The following is a 26,427-nucleotide window of genomic DNA, read 5'->3' as shown; positions in this document are numbered from 1 at the left end:
CCGTCCGCCGCCTGATGGTCCTGGGCCGGCCTCAGCCGGTGCCGGGGCCCGGTCAGTGCCGGCTCAGCGGCCGGTCCAGTCGGGCTCGCGCTTCTCCGCGAAGGCGGTGGCGCCCTCCTTGGCATCCGCCGAGGTGAACACGGGATCCACGATGGGCGCCTGCTTGGCGAACTTCTCCTCCTCGGACCAGTCCTGGGACTCGATGATGAGCTGCTTGGACACCCGGACGGCGAGCGGGCCGTTCTTCGCGATCTTCTGCGCTAGCTCCAGCGCGCCGTCGAGCGCGCCGCCATCGGCCACGATCGTGTTGACGAAGCCGTTCTCCTTGCCGAACGTCGCCGGGTAGATGTCGCCGGTGAGCGCCATCTCCATGGCGACGGCGCGGTGCGTGCGGTTGGGCAGTGTCACGACCCCGCCGGCAGCGGCGACGAGCCCGCGCTTGACCTCGGGCACGCCGAACTTGGCGGTCTCCGCGGCGACGACGAGGTCGCACGCGAGCATCGTCTCGAAGCCGCCGGCCAGTGCGTAGCCCTCCACGGCCGCGATGAGCGGCTTGTCGATGCGGCCCTCGGTGAGGCCCAGGAAGCCGCGGCCGGGGATGGAGGGGCGCTCGCCGCGCACGAAGCCCTTGAGGTCCATTCCGGAGCAGAAGGTCTTGCCCGCGCCCGTGATGACGCCCACGTAGAGGGAGTCATCGGACTCCAGGCGGTCGAGGGCCGCGACCATCTGCTGTGCCATCGCGGCATTGGCGGCGTTCTTGGCCTTGGGGCGGTTGAGGGTGATGACGAGGACGTTGCCGCGGACCTCGGTGAGGACCTCGGCCTCGGTCGCTGCGTTCTCCGTACCGGTGTTCTCCGACATGTGAGCTCCTTTGCCTGTTGTCTGCTGTGACTGGTCTGTAGGACGGGGCCGTCCGGTTCGAGTCAGGTCTGACTGTTCAAGTATGCCAAGTATCGCTCCGGCGGCGCAGTGCGCAGTGCTCTGGCGCGCAGCGCCGTGGAAGCAGCGCCGTGGAATCAGCTGCGGCGGGCGGACAGTCCCATGTCCTTGGCGATGATCGTCTTCATGATCTCCGAGGTGCCGCCGTAGATCCGCGTGATCCGGGCGTCCGCGTAGAGTCGGGCGATGGGGTATTCGAGGATGTAGCCGTAGCCGCCGTGCACCTGCAGGCACTTGTCGACCACCCTGCCCTGCACCTCGGTGGCGAAGAGCTTGACCCGGGCGGCGTCGGCCGGGCTGAGCTCGCCGGCGTCGTGGGCCTCGAGCGCCTGATCCACGAGGGCCTGCGCCGCGGACGCCTCCGCGGAGCACTCGGCGAGCACGAACTTGGTGTTCTGGAAGCCGGAGAGCGGAGTCCCGAACGAGGTGCGCTCCTGCGCGTACTCGGAGGCCAGACGGATCGCCGCCTGCGCGGAGGCGGTGGCGTTCACTGCGATGGTGAGCCGCTCCTGCGCGAGGTTGTGCGAGAGGTACTTGAAGGCCCGGCCCTCCTCGCCCAGCACATTGGCGGCGGGGACCTCCACGTCGTCGAAGCCCAGCTCCACGGTGTCCTGCGAGCGGATGCCCAGCTTCTTCAGGGGCTTGCCCACGCTGAAGCCGGGCATGGAGGACTCGACGACGAAGATCGTGAGACCCCCGCGGCGGTCCGCCGGGTCGAAGGGGGAGGTGCGTGCGACGACGAGGACCAGGTCCGCGTTCGCGCCGCCGGTGATGAAGGTCTTCTCCCCGTTGAGCTTCCAGTCCCCGGTCGCGGTGCGCTCGGCCCGGGTGCGGATGCCGGTGAGGTCCGAGCCGGTGCCGGGCTCCGTCATCGCGATGGCCGCGAGCCGGGTGCCGGCGGCCATGCCGGGCAGCCAGCGCCCCTTCTGCTCCGCGTTCGCGTACTCGAGGATGTAGGGGGTGACGACGTCCTGGTGGACGCGCAGCGATCCCAGGGAGACGCCGGCGGCGGCCGTGGCCTCCGTGAGGACGGCGTTGAACTTGAAGCTGTCCTGGCCGCCGCCTCCGTACTCCTCCGGGATCTGCATGCCGATGAGGCCCAGCTCGCCCATCCGGGCGAAGACGGACCGGTCGATGAGGCCCGCCTCCTCGTACTCCGCGAAGCGGGGGACGAGCTCCTTCTCCGCGAAGTCCGCGCACAGCTCGCGGAAGGATTCGTGGTCCGGGCCGTAGACGGTCCTGCGCATGTCTTGTCTCCATCGACTTTGAATCGAACACTCGTTAAGCTGACTTCGAGCGTATCGTATCCGTCAGCGCGGACCAGCCGCGGGCGGGAATCAGCCTCGAAGGGGAGTCATCATGCCGGAAGCAGTCATCGTCGATGCCGCACGCACCGCAGTGGGCAAGCGCGGAGGAGCGCTCCGCGAGATCCACCCCGTGGATCTCAGCGCCCACGTGGTGCGCGGGCTCGTGGAGCGCACGGGGATCGACCCCGCGCTCATCGAGGACGTCATCTGGGGCTGCGTGAGCCAGGCCGGTGAGCAGGCGGGCAACGTGGGCCGGTGGGCCGCGCTCGCCGCCGGCCTTCCGGAGACCGTCGCCGGCACCACCGTGGATCGCGCGTGCGGCTCCTCGCAGCAGGCGCTCACCTTCGCCGTCGCCTCCGTGGCGGCGGGCCACCAGGAGGTCGTCATCGCCGGCGGCGTCGAGTCGATGACCCGCGTGCCCATGGGCTCCGCCCGCAAGAACGGCCCGGGCAGGCCCTTCGGCCCCTCCATCAAGGAGCGCTACGGGCAGGACGAGTTCAGCCAGGGCATCGGCGCGGAGATGATCGCGGAGCAGTGGGGCTTCACCCGCACGGACGTGGACCAGCTCGCGCTGGACTCGCACGCCCGGGCGCAGGCCGCGCACGCAGCCGGCCGACTCTCCGGCCACATCCTCCCGATCACGGGTCTCACCAAGGAGGGCGAGGAGTTCGAGTTCGCCGTGGATCAGGGCATCCGCCCCGGCGGCACGCTGGAGACGCTGGGCGGGCTGAAGACGGTGTTCCGTGAGGACGGCGTGGTCACGGCCGGCAACTCCTCGCAGATCTCCGACGGCGCCGCCGCTCTCCTCGTGATGACGGATGCGAAGGCCAAGGAGCTGGGGCTCGAGCCGATCGCCCGCGTCCACACGGCCGCGCTCGCCGCCACGGATCCGGTCATCATGCTCACCGCGCCCATCCCGGCCACCCAGAAGGCGCTGGCGAAGTCCGGTCTCTCCGCCTCGGACATCGACGTGTTCGAGGTCAACGAGGCCTTCGCGACGGTGCCGCTGGCATGGATGCGGGACATCGGCGTGGACTGGGAGAAGGTCAACCCCAACGGCGGTGCGATCGCACTCGGCCACCCGCTGGGAGGCTCCGGTGCCCGCATCATGACGGACCTCGTCCACCACATGCGCGCGACCGGCTCCCGCTACGGTCTGCAGACCATGTGCGAGGCCGGCGGCCAGGCCAATGCGACCATCCTGGAGCTGCTGGGCTGAGCGCCGGCCCCGCCCGCCACATCCGCAACGATCACTGGAGACCGACGATGCTCTCTGACGCGCCCGCACCTGCCCGTCCGTCCGCGGCCGAGGCCGCGCAGCCGGCCACCCGCACGATGGGGGAGCTGGTGTACTCCGCGCTCACCCGGTACCCGGCGCGCACCGCGTTCGTCGACGGCGAGCGGAGGTTCTCCTACCCGCAGGCCGCCGCCGGCGTGCAGGCGGTGCGGGAGCGGCTGCGGGCGGCGGGGGCGCAGGCCGGCGACTACGGCTCGGTGCTGGCCGGCAGCCGGCCGGAGACCTTCTTCGCCACCTCGGCCCTCTACATGGAGGGGCTGCGGGTGAGTCCGCTGCACCCGGAGAACGGGATCCGGGACCACCGCCTCTCGCTCGAGCTCGCAGAGGTCACGGTGCTCCTGTACGAGGAGGGCCGCTTCGACGCGATGGCCCAGGAGCTGGCGGCGGAGCTCCCCGGCCTCCGGATCGTCCCGCTCGTCGTCTCCCGGCCGGTCGAGGCGAGCTCCGGGTTCGCGGTGCTGGACAAGCCGGTGCGCGTGGACCCGGAGACGCCTGCCTCGCTGGGCTTCTCCGGCGGCACCACGGGCACGCCCAAGGGCATCGTCCGCAGCCACCGGACGATGGTGACGAATGCGCTCTTCACCGTCGTGGACTGGGAGTGGCCGGCGGACAACCGCTTCCTCGTGACCACGCCCATGTCACATGCCTCCGGGGCGATGGCGCTGCCCATCCTGCTCCGGGGCGGGTGCATGGTCATGATGGACAAGTTCGCCCCCGAGGCGTTCGTGGACGCGGTCGAGGCGCATCGGATCACCTCGACGTTCCTGGTGCCCACCATGATCTACCGGATCCTCGCGCTGGAGCCTGCGCAGACGGACCGGCTCCGCTCGCTGGAGACGGTGGTCTACGGCGCCTCGCTCATGGATCCCTCGCGGCTGGCGGAGGCGATCGAGCGCCTCGGGCCCGTCTTCCTCCAGCTCTACGGGCAGGCGGAGGCGCCCAACCTCATCTCCGTGCTCCGGCGGGAGGACCACGACCCCTCCGTGCCGGGCAGGCTCGCGAGCGCCGGCCTGCCCACCGCCTGTGCGGACGTCACGGTCCGGGACGAGGAGGACGCCGAGGTGCCCGTGGGCGAGGTGGGGGAGGTCTGCGTCTCCGGGCCCATCGTGATGTCCGGGTACTGGAACCAGCCCGAGCTCACTGCCGAGACGCTGCGCGGCGGTCGCCTGCACACCGGTGATCTGGGGCGGTTCGACGCGGACGGCTTCCTGCACATAGTCGGCAGGAAGAAGGACATGATCATCACCGGCGGGCTCAACGTCTACCCGGCGGAGGTGGAGGTCCGGATGCTCGAGCACGAGGCCGTGGCCGAGGCCTGCGTCGTGGGTGTGCCGGACGCGGACTGGGGCGAGCGGGTGGTCGCCGCGGTGGTGCTGCGGGAGGGTGCGTCGCCCAGTGCCGACGGCGGCGATGCCACGGCGCGCGAGGGCGCGGCGGGCGGCACAGCGGATGCGGACAGCGAGGCGCTCGCGGAGGAGATCCGCGCCTTCGTCCGCGCGGAGAAGGGCAGTGTGCAGACGCCCAAGGACGTGGTGTTCCTCGAGGCGATCCCGGTGACGAAGATCGGCAAGCCGGACAAGAATGCCGTGAGCGCGCAGCTGAGCGAGCTGCTGGGCTGAGCCCTCGCGTCCCTCCCCATCCCTTGTGCCGCTGGCCGCCCAGATATGCCTGGGCGGCCAGCGGCACATCGGGTGGGAAGCCGGCCATCGATGGACCGGCCTCCGGAGGCAGGGGACGCTCCGGTGCTCCTGATGGCAGCCCGTGCTCAGAGGCCCAGGAGTGCCAGTGGCACCACTGCGATGCCGTCCCTGCGCCGGTACGCCGTCTCACCGGTGGTGATCACCATCAGATCGACGTCATCAGGCATCTTCTCCCGGAGCCATTTCAGGTGTCACACCTCGCTGTCCTTGAAATCGGGGGAGAGCTTCACCTCGATCGCGATGACCTGTCCCTCGTCGCCTTCGACGATGAGATCGATCTCCTGCTGCCCGTCCTGCGAGCGCAGATGGCCCACGGTCGCGCCGTGCGCTTCTGCGATGACCCGCACCGTCAGGGTGACGAGGGATTCGAACAGCTTGCCGACCTTGTCCGCGGCGACAGGGGTGGCGAGCTTCCGCGCAGTGAGATTCATGAGGCGGGCAGCGAGAGCCGGGTCGGCCAGGCCGTGCTCGTGCAGACCCATGGTCCTCATGCGAGGGGAGAGGATGCGCCCGGCCCCGCTGTGCGTCCCCGCCCCTGGGCGCAGGGTCGCGCTGCCGGCAGGGAGAAAGAGGCCGGCGGGTGCTCCGCTGTCCACCGCTCGTCTGATGGCATTCCACGCATCGGTACGGTGCTGCCGTTCGTCGATGAAGTGAGTGCCGCGGGGCAGCGGGGAAAGGATCAAGCTGCGCTCAGGAGCTCCCGATGTTCCTGGGTTTCCAGTTCCGAGAGTGCGCAGCCCGGTGAGACGCCTTTGCTGTCCTGCCGACGCGCGTGGGGCTGTCGAGGGCGATGGCGGGAGCTTCTGGCATGAGCGCGTCCGGCAGGACGTCCGGACTCGGTTTCAGGTACGTCATCAGACGTCCTCGCGCACCATCACTGCACGTTCTGCACCACCCTCACCTCACACCTTGCGCTGCTGTCTTCACTACAGGGAGTGTGCTGTTTCCTCTCCGGTGTGCAGGCGGTTGAAGGGACGTCCACCACCATCGCTCACTTCGTGCTCAGCTTCTGAGCGGATCCCTCAGGGCCGGCCTCGGCGGCGGGCCGATGCGCGAGACGCGCACGCGCCGTCCGGAGGCCCGGACTACCCTGTGGTGGGAATGCAAGCGCCGTGCGGACCGCGATCGCAGGGGCACGGCACGACTCGGATAGGGCAGGACATGGACGTTCAGGCATCATCGACCGCACCCGGGACCGGCGGCGCGGGACAGGCCGGCTCGGACGGCGGACAGCCGCTGCCGGACTACAGCGAATGGATCGGCCGCACGGAGACGCTCACGGACGTCGCAGCCCCCTCCGTGGCGCTGCGGCTGGGGGCGGTCCTCGATCGTCCCGCGGACCCGGAGCGCGTCTTCCCGGTGGGGCACTGGCTGCACTTCACCCCGGATGCGGCGATGAGCGAGCTGGGCCCGGACGGGCACCCCAGGCTGGGCGGCTTCATGCCTCCGCTGCCGTTTCCGCGCCGCATGTGGGCCGGCAGCCGCATCGCCTACCACGCACCCATCCGGGTGGGGCAGTCCCTGGAGAAGACCACCACCATCGAGGCGGTCACGCCCAAGGAGGGCCGCAGCGGCCGCCTGTGCTTCGTGGAGCTCCGGCATGACGTGAGCGCGGACGGGGCGCGTGCGCTCACGGAGCACCAGACCATCGTCTACAAGGAGGCCGTGCCGGTCGATCCGGAGGGGCCCGGCCCGGCGCGCCCGCCGCGCGCGGACGGCCCCGCGCCGGAGGGGTGGGACTGGGCGGAGGAGAAGCGGACCAACGAGGTCATGCTGTTCCGCTACTCCGCGCTCACCTTCAACTCCCACCGCATCCACTACGACCTGCCCTATGCCACGCAGGAGGAGGGATACCCTGGCCTCGTGGTCCACGGTCCTCTCTCCGCCACGATGCTCATGGACTCCTTCCTGCAGCGGCACCCGGATGCACAGGTGCTCACCTTCGACTTCTCCGCGCGCAGTCCGCTGTTCGTGGGCGAGCAGACGTTCATGTGCGGGCGGGAGACGGCGCCGGAGGACGGCTCCGCCGAGGAGGGCGTCCGCACGCAGGAGCTCGCGGTGGTGGGCCCCGGCGGTGCGGTCTGCGTGAAGGCGACGCTCACCCACCGCTGAGATCGCGGGCGCACGTCTGCTCGGTGTGGGGTCCGGTCTCCGGAATATGCTCGGATCCTGATGCTTCATCTGACCCGTGTGCGTCCTCGGTCTGCGACCTGCGTCCTGAGGTGCATTGCGAACCCCGTGATGGGGTTCCATGTGGCCGCCACGGATCGGCACAGACACAACGGAGCCCGCGACATCCACCAGTGCATGGGATCCGTGCCGAACCCGGCACGGGCGCCGTGCTTCAGCCGCGCTCAGGACCGGGAACCAGTGGCACCACGGATGCGCTCCCGGGCGCAGTGGCAGGCCGATCCTCCGGAGAGGGCGACGGCACCTGCTACTGGACACGACGGGGGAAGAGACAGGCCGCGCACTTCGTGTGATTCAACCACGACAGGGGCGGTCCCAGCGACCACAAGCGGGCATGCGATCTCCTCATCCTGGCCGGGTCCGGAGCGTCTGTGCGCACCGGGCTCCCGGAGGAACCGACCTGGCCGAGTCCGCCGGTCACGGATGTGGCGGTCTCCTTCTGCGTGTCATCGACGGTGCTGGCCGCACCGCTGCCGGTAGGGGCAGTCAGATCTCGATGCTCGGCGTCATGGGCGAGGTGCTCGGCTTCGCTCAATCATGCAATGCACACCGGTGAGGATCCCTTGCGGGCGGGCATGAGCGATCCCGTGTTCGCCCCTACGGCGCCTATCCGACAGCGGACGGGCGGGCCGCGTAGAGCTTCCGTCCTCACGTCGCGAGCATCACCACGGAAGCCGCGCAGGGCGTCTACGGAGCCGTGGACTGCGGCCTCTACATCGGTACGTTCCTGCTGGCGGCCGAGAACCTGGGCTTGGCCTGCATCCCGCAGGCGGCGCTCGTGATGCGTGCGGCGGTGCTGCGGGAGTACTTCGGCCTCTCGGAGGACCGGCAGCTCGTCGCCGGGATTTCGTTCGGCTACGAGGGCACAGGGTATGCGACAAACAGCTACCGCACGGAGCGCTCCGGTCTCGAGGAGGTCGTCACCTGGGCGGACTGAGGGAGCTGCCTCGCGCACGAACGGTCTTCGCCGGCGATCACGTCGTCGGCCGAGGCCTTTCGCCGCCGGCGGTCCTCAGGCGCTCTCCGCCTGCTCCTCGTCGCTCCACAGCCCCTGAGCCTGGAGATTCGCGATGAGGTAGTCGGCGCTGCCCGTGGTGTGCGTGATCGTCAGCACCCTGGCGGCGGCGGCGTCGCCCTGGGCGAGGGCGTCGACGATCGCGGGGTGGGCGACGTGGGAGTCCTCGACCTGCTCCTCGATGGTCGCATAGAGGGCCGGCGGCAGCTGGCTGGCGATCGACTCGAGGAGGAGAGCGAGTCTGTAGGACTCCGCGCTGCGGTTGATGATCTTGTGGAACTGCCGGCCCAGGAAGGTCACGTCTTCCGTGTCACCGGCGGCGACCGCCGCGTCGAACTCGGTGATGTTGGTGCGCAGCGCGGCGATGTCGGACTCCGTAATGCGTCCGGCCGCCCGGGCTGCGAGCTCACCCGCAAGCTGGCTCTGCGCCCAGAAGATGTCGCGCACGTCCTGCGTGGAGAAGCTGGAGACCACGAACCCGCGGCGCGGCACGAGGCGGACGAAGCCCTCGTTCCGCAGCGTGAGGAGGCCTTCGCGGACGGGAGTGATGCTCACTCCCACGGCCTCGGCGATGGGCTCCATGCGGATGAACTCACCGGCGCGGATCTGACCGGAGATGATGAGTTCGCGGACATAGCTCGCCACTTCCTCCGGCAGCGGGCTGCGCTCCCGTCTGCGTCCGCGTGTGTCCCGTGTGGCCATGAGATCTCCCGACTGCGATTCGTGCTGTGTCCAATACATTATGTGCGCATGGCAGACGAATTGCAGTCACGTCTGCCGTGCCCGCACTCCGGTCACGAGGTGGTGGAGGCTGTCGGCGATACCGTCGAGCTCATCCTCCGCGGCTGGACTGATGGCCGCGACGCGCACCTGCGGATGTGAGGGCCGGGATGAAGCAGCTGTGCTGTCCGGGGAACCTCAACAGCCCCGCGAGGACATGGTCTCGCGAGGCTGTCGGTGGAGCGGGGTGCGGTTGTGGCGGAGCCTTCGCCGTCACTTCCCCTCGGCGTTGCGGAGGATCTCCTCCTCGTCGAAGTCCGCGATGGGGAGGGCGAGGAGGCGCTCGAGCTCCTCCTCCTCGGGCATGTAGGCCAGCAGGCGGAGGCTGAAGATGAGGTACTCGCGCTCGAGGTCCTTGGGCGTGAGGCTGCCGTCCTTGGAGAACCACAGCGGGATGGAGTTGACGATGGAGAGGACCGCGCGCGAGGAGGTCTCCGCACTCGTCGCGGAGAACACGCCGGCCTCGATCCCGGCGGCGACGGTGCGGGAGTAGATGTTGCGCGTCTCCCGCTGCAGCTCGCGGATCTCGGCGAACTTGTCCTCGCTCAGCCGCTCCGTGTCACGCAGGATGACGCGGCTCACCTGCGTGAACCGCGAGCGGTAGAGCACCGTGAAGCGCACCAGTGCGGACAGGCGCTCGACGGGGTCGTCGCCCGTCTCCTCGAGCACCCGCAGGGCCCGTTCGGAGAACCAGACGAACGAGTTGTGGATGAGCTCGTAGAGCGCGTCCTGCTTGGACGGGAAGTAGTAGTACAGGGCGGACAGGCTCAGACCCGCCTCCTGTGCGATGTCCCGGATCGAGGCTCCGTCGAACCCGTGGCGGGCGAAGGTGATGCGGGCGGCGCGGAGGATCTCGCTCCGTCCGTTGCCGGCGTGGGCCATGTGGGGACCTCCTGGTCTGCAGCCGCCGGGGGCTGTGCGGATCACCGCTGCCGTGATCCGCGCCGAGGCCCCTTCGCCTCGGCGCGGACCGCGTGCGGGCGGTACGGTAGGGATGAGCGGGCATCCGCCTCCCGTTCGGGGAGGCGGCCGGCGCTGATGTGCGGGCGTTTAGTGATCGTTCGGTCAGTGTCTGGGAAAAGCCTACCTCCTGTCGGTGCCCTGCGCCGCCTGCGCTTTCATTCCGATGCCGCCGGCGGATGTGCATAGGGTGGAGGGGAGAGGCGCGCCGAGAGCGGTGCGCGGACCGTCTGGAGGTAGCCATGCCCATCACCGTGAAAGCGCTGCAGAAGACCGGACCGGACGCCCCCTTCCGCGTCACGACGATCGAGCGTCGCGAGGTGGGCGAACACGATGTGCTCATCGACATCCGGGCGGCTGGCATCTGCCACAGCGACATCCACACCATCCGCAACGAGTGGGGCGAAGCGCACTTCCCACTCACGGTGGGGCATGAGATCGCAGGCGTGGTCGAAGCCGTGGGGTCGCAGGTCACGGCGTGGAAGCCAGGGGACCGCGTGGGGGTCGGATGCCTGGTGAACTCCTGCGGCGAGTGCTCCGAGTGCGCTGCGGGGTTCGAGCAGAACTGTGCGGACAAGGTGGGCACGTACAACTCGCAGGACGTCGACGGCACCGTCACGCAGGGCGGATACGCGGAGAAGGTGGTCGTGAACGACCGCTTCGTCTGCAGGATCCCCGACTCCCTCGGCTTCGACGTCGCCGCACCGCTGCTGTGTGCCGGCATCACCTCCTACTCGCCGCTCGCACGCTGGGGTGTGGGCCCCGGTTCCGCGGTCGCGGTGCTGGGTCTCGGCGGCCTCGGCCACATGGGCGTCCAGATCGCCCGTGCCATGGGTGCCGAGGTGACCGTCCTGTCCCGCAGCCTGCGCAAGGAGGAGACGGCCCGGGAGCTCGGCGCCTCCCGGGTGCTCGCCACGACGGACGAGGGCTTCTTCTCCACGCACCGCGGGGAGTTCGACTTCATCCTCAACACCATCAGCGCGGACATCCCGGTGAACCGCTATCTGGGGCTGCTGAAGCCGCGCGGCGTGATGGCCGTCGTGGGGCTGCCGCCGGAGAGGCAGTCGCTGAGCTTCGGTGCGCTGGTGGGCGGTGGGAAGGTGCTGACGGGCTCCAACATCGGCGGCATCGCGGAGACGCAGGAGATGCTCGACTTCTGCGCGGAGCACGGCATCGGCTCGTGGGTCGAGAGGATCGGCGTGGACGAGGCGGACGCCGCCTACGACCGGGTGGTCGACGGCGAGGTCCTCTTCCGCTTCGTCATCGACACGGCGACGTTCGCCGGAGCCGAGGCCGTCTGAGCCCGGCGCGGGCAGGCACCCTGGCGGGAGCCTGCCCGAACCTGTGCCTCGGGTCAGAACCTGTGCCTCGGATCCGGGCCGGCACCTCGGGCTCGGTCCGCGCGGAGGGGCCGAGCAGGTGCTCCGCTCAGTCGCCGAACACCCGGCGGATGTGGTCATTGGCGAAGGCGCCGTGTGGATCGAGCTCGCGGCGCACGGCCTGGAACTCCTCCCAGCGCGGGTAGAGGGGAGCGAGAGCAGCCGCGTCCAGATCGTGCCACTTGCCCCAGTGCGGACGTCCGCCGTGTGCCAGTGCGATCTCCGTGAGGGCGGCGAAGAACTCGCGGTGGTCGAGGCCGAGCGAGACGTGCGCGGCGATGTAGCAGGTGTCGCGTCCGTATGCGGGGCTGAGCAGCGAGTCCGTGTCGCCTCTGACGAAGCGCACCTCGAACGGGAAGTTCACCGGCAGCCCGCGCTCCTCGACCATCGTCTTCATCTGCGTGAGCACGGCCTGCGCCGCCTCCCGCGGGAATGCCCACTCGGTCTCCATGAAGACCTCGTCGCGGGAGGAGATGAGCACCTTGTGCGAGGGGCCGGTTGTCGTGTGGGTGCCGACGGAGAGGGCGAGGCGGCGGTTGAGGTCGGGGATGCGCGAGGGATCCGCGATCCCCTTGGCACAGGCCTCCGCCATGTCGAGGCGGTCGAGGGGTGCGGCCTCGGTCGTGACCCGCACCTCCGCTCCGTACGTCTCCGGTTCGTCCGGCTCCGGATTGATGCGCTTGACCATCGCCCGATCGCTGTAGGGGAAGGTGAAGAACTCGAAGTGCCGGTTGTTCCGCACCTCGGCATCCAGGTTCTCCAGCAGGCCCTCCAGCGGCTCCGAGCTGAGGCGCTCCCGGAGGCGGTAGGCGGGTGCGACGCGGAGGGTGTAGGCCGTGATCACGCCCAGTGCGCCGTCGCTCAGGCGCGCCGCCCGCAGCAGATCCGGTTCGTCCGCCGTGCACTCGAGCACGTCGCCGGAGGCGGTGACCAGCTCCACGGCCTCCACGAGGGTGGCGAGGTTGCCCATCGTCGCACCGGTGCCGTGCGTGCCGGTCGAGACCGCGCCGGCGAGCGACTGCCGGTCGATGTCCCCGAGGTTCACCATCGCCAGGCCGTGCGCGTCCAGGGCGGCGTTGAGCTCCCACAGGCGGGTGCCGGCCGCCGCCCTCACCCTGCCGCCGGCGGAGTCCACCTCGAGCAGGCCCGTCATCCCGTCGAGGCTCAGCAGCGTGCCGGCGGTGACGACGTTGTCCCCGAACGAGTGCCCCGCGCCGCGGACCCGCAGAGGGCCGCCCGCACCCGCCGCCTCGCGGATGGCGGTGCGGACGTCCTCGAGGCCGGCGGCGACCGGCATGCGGGCAGGCGCGCAGCTCTGGCTCCGCGACCAGTTCTGCCATCGCCGCGCCCCGCCCGCGGCTTCCGCGGCGTGCGCTCCCTGCTGCGGGGCCTGTGCCCCTGCGGCTGCTTCCATGTCTCTCACTCTCCTGTGGTCTGTCGTGGGCGTAGGACTGCGCGAGCCGGCCGGTCTACAGGAAGCACCGGCCCTCGCCGCGGTACGTGGGCACGCTCGTGAGGATCTCCCCGCCGCCGGTGGAGCCGACGATGTGCACGGTGTCCACGCGCTCGGCGAGCTCCCCGGCCTTGGTGTGGCGCATCCAGACCCTGTCGCCGGGACGCAGCGAACGGGCGGCGTCCCCGCGCAGCGGCGTCTGCACCTCGCCCGCGCCCTCATTGGGCGTGTAGTCCAGGCCTGCGGGCCAGACCGGCTGGGGGAGCCTGTCCGGTCCGGGGGAGCCCGAGGCGATCCAGCCTCCGCCGAGCAGCGTCGCGACGTCCGGTGACGGTCTGCGGACGACGGACAGGGCGAACGCGGCGGCCGGCTCCGGGGTGAATGCGGAGTAGTGGTCGAACAGGTGCGGGCCCAGCAGTCCCGAGCCGGCGGCGATCTCGGTCACGCTGGGGTCCTCCCGTGTGGTCTCGACGGATCCGGTGCCTCCGCCGTTGACGAAGTCGAGATCGTGTCCGGCGGCATGGGCGATGTCCCGGACCAGCGCCACGGCCTCCGGCCGGCGCGCGCGGAGCTCCGCGACGGACGCGCGCTTCATCTCACGGATCCGGGCGGCACCGGGGCCGTCGTCCGTCACGCCGGCGATCTGCGCCTCATAGGACATGACGCCGGCGAGGCGGAACCCCGCGCGCCCGGTCACCTGCCGGGCGAGGTCTGCCAGCTGCGCGGGACTGTGGAGCGGCGAGCGGTGCACTCCGGCGCGTCGTGTGCTCCCGTCGGGCTGCGGCTGGAGCAGAGAGGCGTCGAGGTCGAGCGCCACCCGCACCTCCGCCCGGGCGCCTGGTGCGGCGACGGAGTCGACGAGGTCGAGGTGCGCGGCATCGTCGATCATGATCGTGATCGCCGCGGTGAGGGCCTTGTCGGCGGCCAGCCGTCGCAGAGCGCCCCGATCCGCACTGGGATAGGCGACGACGATGTCGTCGAACCCCGACTCCGCCAGCCAGAGGGCCTCCGGCAGCGTGAACGCGAGGATTCCCTGGTATCCGGGCAGAGCGAGGACGGCCTCGAGGACCGCTCGGATCCGCACGGACTTGCTGGCGACGCGCAGCGGTGTTCCCTGAGCGCGGGCCAGCAGGTCGTGCGCGTTGCGTGCGAGCGCATCGCGGTGGAGCACCGCGTAGGGCGGGTCGAGATGGGCGGTCGCGGTCTCCATCTCGTGCCAGTGGACGGACGGTTCCGGGCGGTGATCGGGGACCGGGCCGGGGGAGAGGCCGAGGTCGAAGGGGAGAGGGGAAACGCTGTTCATGCGATGGACCTCCGAGGAGGGAGTGCGGTGGGTGCGCCGGGCTTCCGGGGCCGAACCCCTGGATGTGGCGCCGGTCACGTGGTAGTCTTCCACGAAATTGGTCAAGCGTCCAATTTAAGCCCGGCGAGAGGCTGGGCTGATGGCGTGATCGCGCCGAGTGCCTCCCACTTGCACTCCTCGACCCTCTGCGCCTTATTTATGACGGATGTATGAAGAAAAGAGGAATCGCAATGCCGACTGACACCCTGATCCGTGCGGACCTCTCCTTGGAGGCTCTCGAGGAGAAGGCGCGCTTCATCCGCACAGAGACGGTGAGGCTGACTCGGATCGCCGGGGCCGGACACTATTCCGCGGTCTTCTCCTGCGCGGAACTGCTCGCTGCTCTCTACTATCGCGAGCTCCGAATCGATCCAGACGACCCCCGCAGGCCGGATCGGGATCGGTTTGTGCTCAGCAAGGGGCACGCGGCGATCGGGCTCTATCCGGTACTCGCAGACCGTGGCTTCTATGCGCCGGAGCTGCTGGAGTCGTTCACCCGCCTGGGCAGTCCCTTCGGGGACCACCCCGATATGAAGAAGATCCCCGGCATCGACTTCAGCTCCGGTTCGCTGGGGCATGGGCTCTCGATAGGCGCAGGCATGGCGCTCGCCACCCGTCTCGGCGGGTACGCCTCGAACGTCTGGGTGATGACCGGAGACGGCGAGCTGGGAGAAGGCCAGGTCTGGGAAGCGGCGATGGCGGCGGCTCATCATCGTCTCGGTCGTCTGCGGGTGATCGTCGACGCGAACCAGCTGTGCATCGACGGGTTCACTCGGGAGGTGATGGATGTCGAGCCCATAGACGAGCGCTTCCGCTCCTTCGGCTGGGATGTGCATCGCATTGACGGGCACGATCTGTCTGCGATTCTCGAGACCTTCGGCGGCCTTCCCTCGGAAGGTAGGGGGCGGCCGCAGTGCATAGTCGCAGACACCGTCAAGGGCAAGGGCGTCGCGCGGATGGAGCTGAGTCCTGACTGGCATGTGGGCAACCTCGTGGGTCAGGACTATGACGACGTGATTGCGGAGCTGAAGGGAGAACCCCGATGACAAGGGAGATGCAGGACCCGATCACGGGTCTCCGCGCCGTATCGGATGTTCGTGCGGACGCAGCGGTGGGCGCGGGCGCACAGGACTGGCAGGACCAGTCCGAGGTATTCAATGGAACGGCAGTCACCGGGCTCAGGGACGCACGTTCATCGGACGGGAACGATACGCGGCAGATTCCGGCCTTCGTCTTCGGAGAAGAGCTTGCTGACCTGGCAGAGGGCGATCCGCGCGTCGTGGTGTTGACCGCGGATCTGGGGAGGGCCAGCCGCGCGAACGATTTCCGTGACCGGCATCCAGAGCGGTTCTTCAACGCGGGCATCGCGGAGAAGAACATGATCACGATGGCGGCGGGCATGGCCAGCACCGGGTGCGTGCCCTTCGCAAGCACCTTCGCCTCGTTCGCCGCTCTGCTGGGCGCGGAGCAGATTCGGACGAACTGCGCGTACCCGAAGATGCCGGTGCGGGTGGTGGGCCACCACTCCGGTATCTCGCTGGGCTTCTACGGAACCAGTCATCACAGTCTCGAGGATCTGGGGATCATGCGGACGATCGCAGATCTCACCGTGGTCGCGGCTACGGACGCCAACCATCTGCGGTCCGTCCTGCGGGCGTCTCTCGACCATCCCGGGGCGATGTACATCCGTCTGGGCCGTGGGCGCGATCCGCAGGTCTACGATGCGCCCCCGCAGGTGGAGTTCGGCCGTGCGCTGACGCTGCGGGAGGGCGGCGACCTCACCCTCATCGCTGTGGGCTCCACCGTCCACCCCGCGCTGGAAGCTGCTGAGCGGCTCGGACGGCACGGCGTCGGCGTACGGGTGCTCGACATGTTCTCTGTCAGTCCGCTGGATCGGGCTGCGATCGAGCGGGCAGCGAGAGAGACCGGGCGCATCCTCGTGGTCGAGGAAGCGAACCTCACCAACGGTCTGGGCACCGCTGTGGGGGAAGTCCTGCTGGAGCTCGGCATACAGGGGGTCCGCTTCAGGAAGCACGGTGTTCCGGATGAACACGTGCCGGTGGGCCCGCCCGCCGCGCTGTACGCGCACTACCGGCTGGATGCGGCCGGGATCGAGACGATTGCGAAGGAGCTGCTGTGAAGAGGACAGTCATCACTGAGCCTGCGGCTGGGCGAGATGAACTCGACCACCGGGAGAAGGACTCCCTGTTCCGTGCTCGTGCGGGGAAGGTGATCCCCTCCGGAATGTACGGACACATGGCTGTGCAGAAGTTGCCGGCCGGTTACCCACAATTCATGGAGCGAGGTGAGGGCTGCCGTCTGCGGGACGTGGACGGGAGGGAGTTCATCGACTTCATGTGCGGGTGGGGCCCGATCGTGCTGGGACGAAGGCATCAGGACGTGGACCGGGCGGTCTCTGAGCAGTTGGACAGGGGTGATGTGCTGAACGGGCCCGCACCCGTCATGGTGGAGCTCGCAGAGACCCTGGTCGAGATGGTGCCCCATGCGGACTGGGCGCTTCTGGCCAAGAACGGCACAGACGCGACCACCACCTGCGTCTCCACAGCACGTGCCGCCACGGGCAGGCGCAAGATTCTCCTGGCACGGGGCGCGTATCACGGTGCTGCGCCCTGGTGCAGTCCTTCGCTGGGGGGCGTGCTGCCGGAGGACCGGGCGCATCTGGACTTCTTCGAGTACAACGACCTGGAGTCTGCGAAGGCCGCCGCCGAGCGTGCCGGCGATGACCTCGCCGGCATCATCATCGCACCGGTGAAGCAGGAGCTAGGCACCAGGCAGGAATACGCCACCGCAGAGTTCGCGCGGGGGCTGCGGCAGCTGGCCGATTCCGCGGGAGCTGCTCTGATCCTCGACGACGTGCGCTGCGGCTTCAGGATCGACCTTCAGGGAAGCTGGGCTCCACTGGGGGTGCAGCCTGACATGGCCGCCTGGTCGAAGGCGATAGCCAATGGCCACCCACTCGCGGCGGTGACCGGCAGTGAATGGCTGCGGGAGGGAGCAGAGGCGATCTTCGTCACCGGGTCCTTCTGGTACTCGCCTGTGCCAATGGCTGCGGCTATGGCGACTCTCTCCGTCCTCAGGGACTCCGATGCCCTGGACCGGATTCGCGTCGCAGGGGAGAGCTTCATCTCCGGGCTCCGGACACAGGCTGCAGCACACGGTTTCGACGCCGAGGTGTCCGGTCCTGTGCAGATGCCCCTGTTGCAGTTCGCGGATGACTCGGATCAGGCGCTCTCGTCCGCATTCGCCGATGAGGCGGTGCGCCGCGGTGTGTACCTGCACCCTGTGCACAACTGGTTCCTCTCGGCGGCGCATCAGGAAGCCGATATCGCGCAGGCGCTGGAGATCACGGATGAGGCCTTCGCCGCACTGGGCCGGAAGCTCTGAGCGGAGGCATCGGTCCGAACGGGGGATGAGGGGACGGCGCTTCCGTGATCGGCTGCGGTCTCAGAGGTGAGGGCGGGCCCGTCCGCTGCAGCGGACGGGCCCGCCGATGGGGCCTCTGGGTATCTCACATCGCTCGACGAATGCGTGTTCGTTCTCTCGACTTCAAACCGAACTCGGCGGCTGGTGTCCGACCGCACCAGGTGACGGTACGTATTCCTGCGCCGGTGTTGCCGCATGGGAGCGGTGTCAATGCGGCAGGCTTCGATGATCTATGGTTGGAAGGGTTTGGACGGCGAACCGGAGGTTCAGCGAATGCCTAAGATCATCGACCACGATGAACGCCGTGACGAGTTCGCTGAGGCTGTCTGCCGTCTCATAGTCCGTGAAGGCGCTGCCAACGTCACCACGCGTCAGATCGCAGCGGAGGCCGGTTATTCGACGGGGATCCTGGCGCACTACTTCGCGGACAAGAGCGAAGTCATGAAGTATGCGCTGACGTATTCCCACCGTGAGGTCTACCGATTCGTCGACATGGACAGTCTCGACGGGCTGGACGGCCTCTATGCATTCATGCGGGCCTGTCTGCCGCTGGACCAGAGACGTGTCTTCCTCGCTCAGGTGGAGGCGAGCTACTTCGGTCTTGCAGTGGGTGATTCGGAGATAGGCTCCGTCGTCTCCAGAGAGTTCGACGCCTTCAACCGTTTCGTCGCCAAGCTCGTCCGTTCCGCCGTGGAGGCGGGCGAACTCGTGCCCAGCGCCTTGGACGGAGAGCTGGTCTCCACCTTGCGCCTGGTGATGGACGGGATCAGTTTCAGGGTGGCCGTGGGCAAGAGGATCCCGGCTCCGGAGCAGCTTCGGATGCTCGACAAGGCTGTCGCTGAGTACCGGGTGGACGTTTCCGGCTGAACTCGGCCATCACTCTGGGCCCTGGCGCACCGGGGCGCTGCCCTGGGAATTGCCCCTGGCGACCCGGACTCGGCATGCCCTCTTCGAAAAAGTGCTTTACATCACACCCTTGCGGCCCTAATGTTATTTCAGACATCCGAGATAAATAAGCTCGGTGCTTCTCCTGGGGACCCCGCGGCATCAGCAGGCTCGTATGCGGGCAACAGCGCAGTGGACTACCCGTGGCCCGGTCGGGCCGGACGGACCGACCAGCACAGCACATCGAAGGAGTCACTCATGCATCGCAAGTACCTTCACCGAAATCGCATACATCAGATCACCGCTGCTGCCGCTGCGCTGTTCCTGTGCGGAACCCTGGCGTCCTGTGCCCCACCCACGGCCTCAGGCGGAGCTGACGGCGGAGACGGAGTGATACTGGGCCGGGCGATGGACCTGACCACACTGGACCTCAGCCGTACGTTCTGTGACAGCTGTCAGATCTACAACGCAGCGGTCTATGACACGCTGCTCTCGGCTCCTTCTGCTGACGGAGAGCTCGAACCGCTGCTGGCTGAGAGCTGGGAGGCGAACGACGACCACACCCAGTTCACCTTCACCCTGCAGCCGGATGCGGTCTTTGCCGACGGCTCCCCGGTAGAGGCCAAGGACGTGAAATGGTCCTGGGAACGACTGCAGGGTCTGGAAGGCAGTCCCAGCTTCCTCATGGCCGGAGTGGAGTCCATCGACACTCCTGATGAGAAGACAGTGGTCGTCAACTCGGAGCACCCCAACTCGGCCTTCTTCAACATTGTCAGCGCCGGTTACACCGGCATCATCAATTCCGATCTGGCTGCGGAGAACGGTGCGACCACAGATCCTGCTACGGATACCGCCGAGGAGTGGTTCATGGAGAACTCCGCCGGTTCGGGTCAGTACGTCCTCGAGTCCTATGCGGAGGGTGACCAGCTGGTCCTGTCACGCAACGACAGTTACTGGGGCGAGACACCCAACTTCTCCTCCGTGACCATCAAGGACGTGGCGGATTCATCGTCACAGCTGCAGCAGCTCCAGCAAGGCGATATCGATGTGGCGATGCAGCTGAGCTTTGACGCATTGAGCCAGGTGGAAGGCGATTCCGCCATCACGAGCGAAGTGGTGCCGTCCTACAACTTCGTCTACGTCGCGCTTTCGCCCGGAGCTGCCGGAGCAGATCCGGTGCTTGCGGAGCCCGAGGTGCGCGAAGCCATCCGCGCAGGCATCGACTACGAAGCCGTGATCGATGCCACTGTGGGCGGCCACGGCGAACTGCAGTCGACCGCACTGCCCAACGGCTTCGAGGGCTCGGCGGATCTCCCTCTGCCGAAGTATGACCCTGAAGCGGCCAAGGAGCTGCTGGCGGAGGCCGGCCATGCCGACGGTCTCGACCTCGATGTCACCTTCCCCACCTTCACCATCTACGGCGTCAACTTCGGCACCATGTTCCAGTCGATTCAGCAGAGTCTGAGCGGGGTGGGCATCGATCTGAATCTGAATCCCTTGGAATACTCGGCATGGGCGGAGCAGATCGGCAGTGAGGGCATCCCGGTGACCTCGGTGTACTACGCTCCGGATCATCCGGACAGCATTCAGTACCCGCAGTACTTCTCCCGCGCCGCTGACACCACCTGGGGCAAGCGTTCCGGTCTCCCTGAGGATCCGGAACAGACCGAACTGCAGGCACAGGCGCTCGCGCAGACGGGTGAGGACCGGACTGCGACTTTCGCGGAGCTCGGGCAGAAGATGTACGACGACGCGCTCATCCTGCCGATCGTCAATCCCAACATCATCCTGGCCAGTGGAACGAACGTGGAGGGCAACAACTACCACGTCACCCGCAACATCGATCTCCGTGAGCTGAAGTTCACCGAGTGAGTCCGCTTCGGTGCGGTGCGTTCAGACGGGCGCACCGCACCGAACCTGACGCACGTCGAACCCGGCACTGAGAGAGGTGCACGCAGCTATGCTCAGGTTCATCCTGAAACGCTTGGCGATGGTGCCGTTCCTGCTTTGGGGAATCGCCACGATCGCGTTCTTCCTCTCCCATTCGATCACCGGCAACCCGCTGGCATCGATCGTGGGGGAGCGCAATCTCAACAACCCGGACATCGTCGCTGCGGCGAATCAGAAGTGGGGCCTGGACCAGAATCTGCCTACGCAGTATCTTCTGTACTTCCAGAATCTGCTGCAGGGTGATCTGGGTACGTCGTTCAGGTCCAAACAGCCCGTGCTCAGTGATCTCGCGGTGCGGCTTCCGGCTACCGCTGAACTCGCCGCCGTCGCTGTGACTATCGCGGTGGTCGTGGGGGTCGTTCTCGGTGTTCTCGCGGCTCGCTACAGAGGCAGCCTGCTTGACGGCGTGAACCGCATCTTCGCTCTCACCGGGTCCTCCCTGCCGGTCTTCTGGGTGGGCCTGCTGTTCCTGTTCGTCTTCTATGCGACGCTGGGAATAGCGCCCGGGCCCGGGCGCCTGTCTGCTCGCGTCGAGCCACCGGGCTTCATCACCGGCTTCTACACCATCGACGCGCTCTTGGCGGGCAATGGGCCTCTGTTCTACGACGCACTGATCCACCTGCTCATGCCGGCCTTCGTGATGAGCCTGCCGCTGATGGGAGCCGTCATCCGGATGGTTCGCGCCCAGATGCTCGAGGAGCAGAGCGCGGACTATGTACGTACCGCCAGAGCCAAGGGGATGAACCAGACCCAGGTGCTGGGGCACCACGTGCTCAAGAACGCTCTGACTCCGGTGGTCACCATGGTCGGCATCTCCGTCGGCATGGTGATCATGGGAGCTGTCCTGGTCGAGACCATCTTCTCCTGGAGCGGGATCGGCACCTACGCCGTCGAATCCGCCCGTGCGCTGGACTACCCGGCGATCACCGGCGTCTGTCTGGTGGGCGGCTCCATCTTCCTGATTGCGAACCTGCTCACCGACATCGCCTATGCGCTCATCGACCCGAGAGTGAGGATGAAGTGAGCATCCTGAATGACCCGACCATGAGCGAAGGTCTGCCCGCCCAAGCACGGCCGAAATCACTGGTGACAGCGGGAGGACTGCGGGCCTGGCTCAAGCCGCTTGTGCGTCCGCAGATCGTGTTCGGAGCCGTCGTCATCGTCTTCTGGCTGATCGTGCTCGTTTTCGCCGGCCTCATCGCACCTTATGATCCTTTCGAAGCTTCCGGCCCGCGGCTGGAAGCACCCTCTGTCGCTCATCTCTTCGGCACCGACACGCTGGGTCGCGACGTCCTCTCCCGCGTGCTCCATGGAGCACGCCAATCGGTGCCCCTGGCATTCGTCGCCATCGTCATCTCCGTGGTCCTGGGCGGAATCCTGGGCGCCGTAGCAGGGTTCTTGGGCGGACTCGCAGATGTGATTGTCATGCGGCTGGCGGATATCACCCTGGCTTTTCCTTCGATTCTGCTGGCGATGGCGGTCACCGCAGCTCTCGGACCAGGTCTGTGGCACGCATTTGTGGCGATCGTGGTGGTGTGGTGGCCCATCTACGCGCGTTTGGTGCGCGGCCAGATCCTCTCGATCAAGGAGCGTGAGCACGTGACAGCTGCGCGAGCCATCGGCATGGGACGGTGGAAGATTCTGCGCAAGCACGTGCTTCCGCATTCTCTGACGCCTGTGATGGTCAATGCCACGATCGACCTCGGCACCATCATCATCCTCATCGCCTCACTCAGCTTCCTGGGTCTGGGCGCACTGCCGCCCTCCCCCGAGTGGGGCGCCATGATCACAGAGGGGGCTGCGAACTTCTACCAGTGGTGGATCGCGGCAGGAGCCGGTCTGGCCATGGTGTCCATCGTGCTGGCGGTGAACTTCCTGGGTGACGGGCTGCGGGACGCACTGGACGTACGAGGTGGACGATGAATCGCCGGGAGGACGCCGTGTCACCGAACAGCTGTCGGCTATTGGACGTTCAGGGCCTCAGCGTCGCCTTCACCACCAAACGAGGCGAGGTGACAGCGGTAGAAGATGCGTCTTTGCATATTGACAGGGGACAGACGGTGGCTCTGGTGGGGCAGTCGGGCTCCGGCAAGTCCACACTTGCCTCAGTCATCAATCATCTTCTGGCTTCCAACGGCAGAGTCACCGCAGGTTCTGTCGAGTTCGACGGCGCCGATCTGCTCGACCTGAGCGAGCAGCAGATGTGTGCCGTTCGAGGTCGTCAAATCGGTCTGGTGCCGCAGGACCCGATGTCTAATCTGAACCCGCTGCGGAGCATCGGCTCCCAGATCGCGGAGGTCTTCACCATCCACGGTGTGGCGAAGGGGCAGGAGGCGAAGAGGCGAAGCATCGAGCTGCTCGACCTGGTGGGGATAGGAGAGGCACCGCGTCGTTTCCGACAGTACCCGCATGAGTTCTCCGGAGGTATGCGCCAGCGAGTGCTGATTGCGATGGCGCTGGCATGCAGACCCAAGCTGCTGATCGCAGATGAACCCACCTCGGCGCTGGACGTGACTGTACAGAAGCGGATCCTGGGCGAACTCGCCTCTCTGACGGAGTCAATGGGGACCTCGGTGCTGTTGGTGACCCACGATCTGGGCCTCGCCGCGGAATGGGCTGATGAAGTGGTGGTGATGAACCGTGGTCACGTCGTGGAACGCGGAGATGCCAGGACGGTTCTCACTGCTCCCAGTGACGAATACACCAAGCGCCTGATTGCGGCAGCGCCGAGCCTGGCGGCTCGTTCTCTCACGTCGGAGGCCTCACGAGAGGACCCGGACGCTGTCGGCGGCGAACCCGGTGAAGTCGGGAACATGTCTGACCACATCGCTGAGGTCAGCGAGCTGACCAAGACCTATGCCGTGAGGACGGGGCTGTTCGCACGGTCCAGCGCATTCGCTGCGGTCGACGATGTCTCCTTCGCCGTGCCTCGCGGTCAAACCGTGGGAATCGTCGGTGAGAGCGGCTCCGGCAAATCCACGACGGCAAAGCTGCTGCTGCAGCTGGAGGGCGTCAGCTCTGGTTCCATCACATTCGATGGCAGGGATGCGACTTCTCTCTCAGGCGGGGACCTGTTCTCGTTCCGTCGACGAGTGCAGCCGGTGTTCCAGAATCCGTATGCCTCTCTGGATCCGCGCTACACCATCGGCGATGCGATACGGGAACCTCTGGACGTGCATGGGATCGGTGATCCCAGCGACCGGAACGAACGCGTTGCCGCGCTGCTGGAGCAGGTTGCGCTGGATCCCGCACACGCAGACCGCTATCCGCATGAGCTCTCCGGGGGTCAGCGCCAGAGAGTGGCGATCGCTCGCGCGCTCTCGCTCGAGCCGGAGCTGGTGATTCTGGACGAAGCTGTCTCCGCACTGGACGTGCTGGTGCAGGCTCAGATTCTGGACCTGCTGGTCGATCTGCAGAAGCGCTTGGGACTGAGCTACGTGTTCATCAGCCACGATCTGGCCGTCGTCCGGATGATCTCCCACCGTGTCCACGTGATGCGGGCCGGGAAGATCGTGGAGAGCGGTACGCCCGGAGAGATCTTCGACCACCCACAGCATGAGTACACGCGCAGCCTGATCGCAGCGATCCCCTCCGGAAGCTCTGACCACTCCGGCCCATGAGCATGTATGGCGTTCCTACTGAGATGGAAGGTGACCATTGTGTCGACACTCCCTGCTTCATTCGTTGCCGCCGGGCATGATCGACTGCCCTCTGCTTCGGCCGCGGGGCCGCGCGTCGCGGTTCTCGGCCCGTACATCGTGGACGTTCTGGGGCGTCCGGTGAGCGAACTTCCACCTGGTCAAGGCGGGATCCTGCTGGAAGAGATCCGCATGACTGTTGCAGGGACGGGAGGAGGCGCGGCCGTCGATCTGGCCAAACTCGGCTGCGCGGTGGACTGCTACGGGGCGATTGGAGCGGACGGTTTGGGGGCATTCCTTCGTTCGCAGCTCACGAGCTACGGCGTGGACATTTGTGGACTGGTGGAGAAGGACGGACTGCAGACGTCGTCGACGATGCTGCCCATCCGCGCCAATGGTGAGAGGCCTTCGATGCATGTGCAGGGCGCGACGCGGGCTCTGCGCGCGGACGATTTGGATGTCTCGGCCCTTGCCCAGGCGGATGCGCTTCTGCTGGGCGGTCCGGAGGCCATGCCCGACATTCTCGGTGAGAAGGGTGCCGCCGTTGTCGACGGGTTCCGCGAAACCGGCAGACCGGTGTTCGCGGATCTGCTCCATTCCCGCCCTGCAGAGATGCAGCAGGAATTGCTGAGCATGTTGGGCCGGGTCGATTGGTTCATGCCCAATGACGAGCAGTTGCGTGCCTGTACGGGAATCGATGACCTCGCTGCGGCGGCTGCGAAGCTTATCGCCGACACCGGAGTGGGAACGGTGGCAGTGACCACGGGCGGTGATGGTGCTCTGCTCGTCCGCCGGGGTGCGCCACCTGTGACGGTCCCGGCCTTCGCCACCAGAGTCGTGGACACTACCGGGTGCGGGGACTCCTTCAACTCCGGAGTGATTACTGCGGTTCTGGGCGGTTGTTCGCCTGAGGATTCTGTTCTCCTGGGGTGCGCGTGTGGAGCGCTGGTCGCCTCTGGACTGGGGTCGGACGCGGGGATAGTCGATCTGCCTACGGTGCTGGATTTCATGGGGCAGGAGAAGCCTGAGGCTGCGACGCGGATCCGTGCACAGCTTCTTCCCGTTGATGGGTCTCCGGTGACTCAGTCTGATGGTGGGGGAGCACAGGTGCCCGGGATCACTGCCCCGCAACTGGAGGAGAGGAGAATCCGTCTCGCTCGCCGCGCACGGGACATTGCGAAACGCGGCGTCGTATTGGCGGGTGCAGGAAACATCAGCGAGCGCCACGAGGATCTGGTGTTCATCACGAGAGGCGGCCTGCGCTTCGAAAGTGCAGAACCGGAGGACATCTGCGTGCTGACGCTCCGAGGCGAGCTGCTCTGCGGATCGCGCCCCTCCTCGGAGACTCTGCTACATCTTGGTGTCTACCAGTGCACAGAGGCGTTGGCGGTCGTGCATACGCATGGCCGGAGCACGGTTGCTGTAGGGCTGGTGGAAGACGAGCTGCCGGTCATTCACTACAATATTCTTCGTTTGGGCGGCCGGGTGCCCACTGTGCCGTACTTCCCGTTCGGTTCGGAAGAGTTGGCAGAATCTGTGGGGGCATCGATGGCAGCCGGCTCTCGTTCTGTGCTTCTGCGCAATCATGGAGCAGTGAGCTGCGGTTCCACCCTTGATGAAGCCATCGAGTTCTCGGAGCTGACGGAGTGGCTCTGTGAGGTCTATCTGTCTGCGCGTGTCCTTGGGGCTCCCGCTCGGCTGAACCACGGAGACCTTACGGAAGTGAGAAGGCGCGCTGCTGAGTACGGAAATGCCGCCAAAGCCTGAGGCTTTGGCGGCATCCGCCGCTCTTTCTCTTCTATCCCTGGTTCCTTGCGAACTGGTTCTGCCCGCCCAGCGGCTGGCTGCCTCCGCTCTTGTAGACGAGCTGTTTGTTTACGAACTCGTCCATCGCCAACGGACCCAGCTCACGGCCCACACCCGAGCGCTTGGTGCCGCCGAACGGCAGGAACTCCCGCGTGGTCTCCGGAGTGTTGAGGAACACCATGCCCGCCTGGATCTGGGAACCCACACGCTCAGCCCGCTCCAGGTCCTCGGAGAACACGGCCGCACCCAGACCGAACGGCGTGTCATTGGCCAACTCCACCGCCTCGTCCTCGCTGCTGACTTTGAACAGCATGAAGGCCGGCCCGAACAACTCCTCGTGAT

Annotated in this window: 23 protein-coding genes; 15 read left to right on the top strand and 8 right to left on the bottom strand. The window is 67.2% G+C overall.

What is annotated here, in order from left to right; all coding sequences use genetic code 11:
* Positions 1–63: 63 nt before the first annotated feature.
* Together ABD240_RS09265 and ABD240_RS09260 are read right to left on the bottom strand one after the other, a co-directional pair.
* A complete protein-coding gene (locus ABD240_RS09265) occupies positions 64–861 on the bottom strand; it encodes a crotonase/enoyl-CoA hydratase family protein (RefSeq protein ID WP_344336963.1) in 798 nt (265 codons plus the stop codon).
* 155 nt (positions 862–1,016) lie between these two features.
* Complete coding sequence (locus tag ABD240_RS09260) at positions 1,017–2,186, bottom strand: acyl-CoA dehydrogenase family protein (protein ID WP_291797167.1); 1,170 nt, start codon at positions 2,184–2,186, stop codon at positions 1,017–1,019.
* A gap of 112 nt (positions 2,187–2,298) precedes the next feature.
* Here ABD240_RS09260 and ABD240_RS09255 point away from each other — a divergent pair, with 112 nt between their 5' ends.
* Positions 2,299–3,465, top strand: coding sequence for a thiolase family protein (locus ABD240_RS09255; protein WP_291797170.1), 1,167 nt, complete (start codon positions 2,299–2,301; stop codon positions 3,463–3,465).
* A gap of 47 nt (positions 3,466–3,512) precedes the next feature.
* Positions 3,513–5,162 carry an AMP-binding protein gene (locus ABD240_RS09250; RefSeq protein WP_344336962.1) on the top strand — a complete coding sequence of 550 codons (1,650 nt, stop codon included), beginning with the start codon at positions 3,513–3,515 and terminating at the stop codon, positions 5,160–5,162.
* Positions 5,163–5,434: 272 nt separating this feature from the next.
* Here the strand turns inward: ABD240_RS09250 and ABD240_RS09245 are convergent, their stop codons facing one another.
* Positions 5,435–5,725 (bottom strand): DUF4143 domain-containing protein, encoded by a 291-nt coding sequence (locus ABD240_RS09245; protein ID WP_291797175.1) that lies wholly within the window; start codon positions 5,723–5,725, stop codon positions 5,435–5,437.
* Between the two features lie 679 nt (positions 5,726–6,404).
* On the opposite strand from ABD240_RS09245, the gene ABD240_RS09240 reads away from it, so the two are divergent.
* Together ABD240_RS09240 and ABD240_RS09235 are read left to right on the top strand one after the other, a co-directional pair.
* Complete coding sequence (locus ABD240_RS09240) at positions 6,405–7,355, top strand: HTD2 family dehydratase (protein ID WP_344336961.1); 951 nt, start codon at positions 6,405–6,407, stop codon at positions 7,353–7,355.
* A gap of 739 nt (positions 7,356–8,094) precedes the next feature.
* Positions 8,095–8,370 (top strand): nitroreductase family protein, encoded by a 276-nt coding sequence (locus ABD240_RS09235; protein WP_344337043.1) that lies wholly within the window; start codon positions 8,095–8,097, stop codon positions 8,368–8,370.
* Positions 8,371–8,445: 75 nt separating this feature from the next.
* Here the strand turns inward: ABD240_RS09235 and ABD240_RS09230 are convergent, their stop codons facing one another.
* On the bottom strand, positions 8,446–9,150 hold the full coding sequence (locus tag ABD240_RS09230) for a GntR family transcriptional regulator (RefSeq protein ID WP_291797181.1): 705 nt from the start codon (positions 9,148–9,150) through the stop codon (positions 8,446–8,448).
* Between the two features lie 42 nt (positions 9,151–9,192).
* On the opposite strand from ABD240_RS09230, the gene ABD240_RS09225 reads away from it, so the two are divergent.
* Complete coding sequence (locus ABD240_RS09225) at positions 9,193–9,330, top strand: hypothetical protein (RefSeq protein ID WP_344336960.1); 138 nt, start codon at positions 9,193–9,195, stop codon at positions 9,328–9,330.
* A gap of 111 nt (positions 9,331–9,441) precedes the next feature.
* Here ABD240_RS09225 and ABD240_RS09220 read toward each other — a convergent pair whose 3' ends face one another.
* The gene (locus ABD240_RS09220) at positions 9,442–10,110 is read right to left on the bottom strand and encodes a TetR/AcrR family transcriptional regulator (protein WP_291797187.1); all 669 of its coding nucleotides are present in this window, start codon (positions 10,108–10,110) and stop codon (positions 9,442–9,444) included.
* Positions 10,111–10,430: 320 nt separating this feature from the next.
* On the opposite strand from ABD240_RS09220, the gene ABD240_RS09215 reads away from it, so the two are divergent.
* Complete coding sequence (locus ABD240_RS09215) at positions 10,431–11,489, top strand: NAD(P)-dependent alcohol dehydrogenase (protein WP_344336959.1); 1,059 nt, start codon at positions 10,431–10,433, stop codon at positions 11,487–11,489.
* Positions 11,490–11,616: 127 nt separating this feature from the next.
* Here the strand turns inward: ABD240_RS09215 and ABD240_RS09210 are convergent, their stop codons facing one another.
* Positions 11,617–12,981 carry a D-arabinono-1,4-lactone oxidase gene (locus ABD240_RS09210; protein ID WP_344336958.1) on the bottom strand — a complete coding sequence of 455 codons (1,365 nt, stop codon included), beginning with the start codon at positions 12,979–12,981 and terminating at the stop codon, positions 11,617–11,619.
* A 55-nt stretch (positions 12,982–13,036) separates the two neighbouring features.
* On the bottom strand, positions 13,037–14,323 hold the full coding sequence (locus ABD240_RS09205; RefSeq protein ID WP_425547006.1) for an amino acid deaminase/aldolase: 1,287 nt from the start codon (positions 14,321–14,323) through the stop codon (positions 13,037–13,039).
* 230 nt (positions 14,324–14,553) lie between these two features.
* Between ABD240_RS09205 and ABD240_RS09200 the strand changes: the two genes are divergently transcribed.
* From ABD240_RS09200 to ABD240_RS09160, 9 genes are all read left to right on the top strand, one after another.
* Entirely contained in the window at positions 14,554–15,408 is an 855-nt protein-coding gene (locus tag ABD240_RS09200) for a transketolase (protein ID WP_291797195.1), read from the top strand.
* Positions 15,405–16,502 (top strand): transketolase family protein, encoded by a 1,098-nt coding sequence (locus ABD240_RS09195; RefSeq protein ID WP_344336957.1) that lies wholly within the window; start codon positions 15,405–15,407, stop codon positions 16,500–16,502. Before ABD240_RS09200 ends, ABD240_RS09195 begins: the two co-directional genes overlap by 4 nt.
* 155 nt (positions 16,503–16,657) lie before the next feature.
* Complete coding sequence (locus ABD240_RS09190; RefSeq protein WP_344336956.1) at positions 16,658–17,767, top strand: aminotransferase class III-fold pyridoxal phosphate-dependent enzyme; 1,110 nt, start codon at positions 16,658–16,660, stop codon at positions 17,765–17,767.
* A gap of 312 nt (positions 17,768–18,079) precedes the next feature.
* Positions 18,080–18,673: a TetR/AcrR family transcriptional regulator gene (locus ABD240_RS09185; RefSeq protein WP_344336955.1), complete on the top strand. Its 594-nt coding sequence runs from the start codon at positions 18,080–18,082 to the stop codon at positions 18,671–18,673.
* 276 nt (positions 18,674–18,949) lie between these two features.
* Positions 18,950–20,563, top strand: coding sequence for an ABC transporter substrate-binding protein (locus ABD240_RS09180; protein ID WP_291797208.1), 1,614 nt, complete (start codon positions 18,950–18,952; stop codon positions 20,561–20,563).
* An 88-nt stretch (positions 20,564–20,651) separates the two neighbouring features.
* Entirely contained in the window at positions 20,652–21,665 is a 1,014-nt protein-coding gene (locus ABD240_RS09175; RefSeq protein ID WP_344336954.1) for an ABC transporter permease, read from the top strand.
* Positions 21,662–22,564, top strand: coding sequence for an ABC transporter permease (locus tag ABD240_RS09170; protein ID WP_291797214.1), 903 nt, complete (start codon positions 21,662–21,664; stop codon positions 22,562–22,564). The genes ABD240_RS09175 and ABD240_RS09170 overlap by 4 nt, the downstream gene beginning before the upstream one ends.
* On the top strand, positions 22,561–24,261 hold the full coding sequence (locus tag ABD240_RS09165; RefSeq protein WP_344336953.1) for an ABC transporter ATP-binding protein: 1,701 nt from the start codon (positions 22,561–22,563) through the stop codon (positions 24,259–24,261). The genes ABD240_RS09170 and ABD240_RS09165 overlap by 4 nt, the downstream gene beginning before the upstream one ends.
* A 30-nt stretch (positions 24,262–24,291) precedes the next feature.
* A complete protein-coding gene (locus ABD240_RS09160; protein ID WP_344336952.1) occupies positions 24,292–26,046 on the top strand; it encodes a PfkB family carbohydrate kinase in 1,755 nt (584 codons plus the stop codon).
* 31 nt (positions 26,047–26,077) lie between these two features.
* On the opposite strand, the gene ABD240_RS09155 is transcribed toward ABD240_RS09160, so the two are convergent.
* A partial coding sequence (locus ABD240_RS09155; RefSeq protein WP_344336951.1) for an aldehyde dehydrogenase family protein occupies positions 26,078–26,427 on the bottom strand: 350 nt, incomplete at its 5' end.

The organism is Brevibacterium salitolerans (assembly GCF_039531405.1).
In the GTDB taxonomy this organism is placed as follows: Bacteria; Actinomycetota; Actinomycetes; order Actinomycetales; family Brevibacteriaceae; genus Brevibacterium; species Brevibacterium salitolerans.
This window is presented reverse-complemented; position numbering and strand designations above follow the sequence as displayed.

Bases quoted from the DNA above. Each gene is read 5' to 3' on its own strand.
- ABD240_RS09200 (WP_291797195.1), top strand. From the start codon at position 14,554: ATGCCGACTGACACCCTGATCCGTGCGGACCTCTCCTTGGAGGCTCTC.
- ABD240_RS09255 (WP_291797170.1), top strand. From the start codon at position 2,299: ATGCCGGAAGCAGTCATCGTCGATGCCGCACGCACCGCAGTGGGCAAG.
- ABD240_RS09165 (WP_344336953.1), top strand. From the start codon at position 22,561: ATGAATCGCCGGGAGGACGCCGTGTCACCGAACAGCTGTCGGCTATTG.
- ABD240_RS09245 (WP_291797175.1), bottom strand. From the start codon at position 5,725: ATGGGTCTGCACGAGCACGGCCTGGCCGACCCGGCTCTCGCTGCCCGC.
- ABD240_RS09175 (WP_344336954.1), top strand. From the start codon at position 20,652: ATGCTCAGGTTCATCCTGAAACGCTTGGCGATGGTGCCGTTCCTGCTT.
- ABD240_RS09205 (WP_425547006.1), bottom strand. From the start codon at position 14,323: ATGAACAGCGTTTCCCCTCTCCCCTTCGACCTCGGCCTCTCCCCCGGC.
- ABD240_RS09190 (WP_344336956.1), top strand. From the start codon at position 16,658: ATGGAGCGAGGTGAGGGCTGCCGTCTGCGGGACGTGGACGGGAGGGAG.
- ABD240_RS09250 (WP_344336962.1), top strand. From the start codon at position 3,513: ATGCTCTCTGACGCGCCCGCACCTGCCCGTCCGTCCGCGGCCGAGGCC.
- ABD240_RS09210 (WP_344336958.1), bottom strand. From the start codon at position 12,981: ATGGAAGCAGCCGCAGGGGCACAGGCCCCGCAGCAGGGAGCGCACGCC.
- ABD240_RS09220 (WP_291797187.1), bottom strand. From the start codon at position 10,110: ATGGCCCACGCCGGCAACGGACGGAGCGAGATCCTCCGCGCCGCCCGC.
- ABD240_RS09215 (WP_344336959.1), top strand. From the start codon at position 10,431: ATGCCCATCACCGTGAAAGCGCTGCAGAAGACCGGACCGGACGCCCCC.
- ABD240_RS09260 (WP_291797167.1), bottom strand. From the start codon at position 2,186: ATGCGCAGGACCGTCTACGGCCCGGACCACGAATCCTTCCGCGAGCTG.
- ABD240_RS09185 (WP_344336955.1), top strand. From the start codon at position 18,080: ATGCCTAAGATCATCGACCACGATGAACGCCGTGACGAGTTCGCTGAG.
- ABD240_RS09265 (WP_344336963.1), bottom strand. From the start codon at position 861: ATGTCGGAGAACACCGGTACGGAGAACGCAGCGACCGAGGCCGAGGTC.
- ABD240_RS09180 (WP_291797208.1), top strand. From the start codon at position 18,950: ATGCATCGCAAGTACCTTCACCGAAATCGCATACATCAGATCACCGCT.
- ABD240_RS09230 (WP_291797181.1), bottom strand. From the start codon at position 9,150: ATGGCCACACGGGACACACGCGGACGCAGACGGGAGCGCAGCCCGCTG.
- ABD240_RS09195 (WP_344336957.1), top strand. From the start codon at position 15,405: ATGACAAGGGAGATGCAGGACCCGATCACGGGTCTCCGCGCCGTATCG.
- ABD240_RS09240 (WP_344336961.1), top strand. From the start codon at position 6,405: ATGGACGTTCAGGCATCATCGACCGCACCCGGGACCGGCGGCGCGGGA.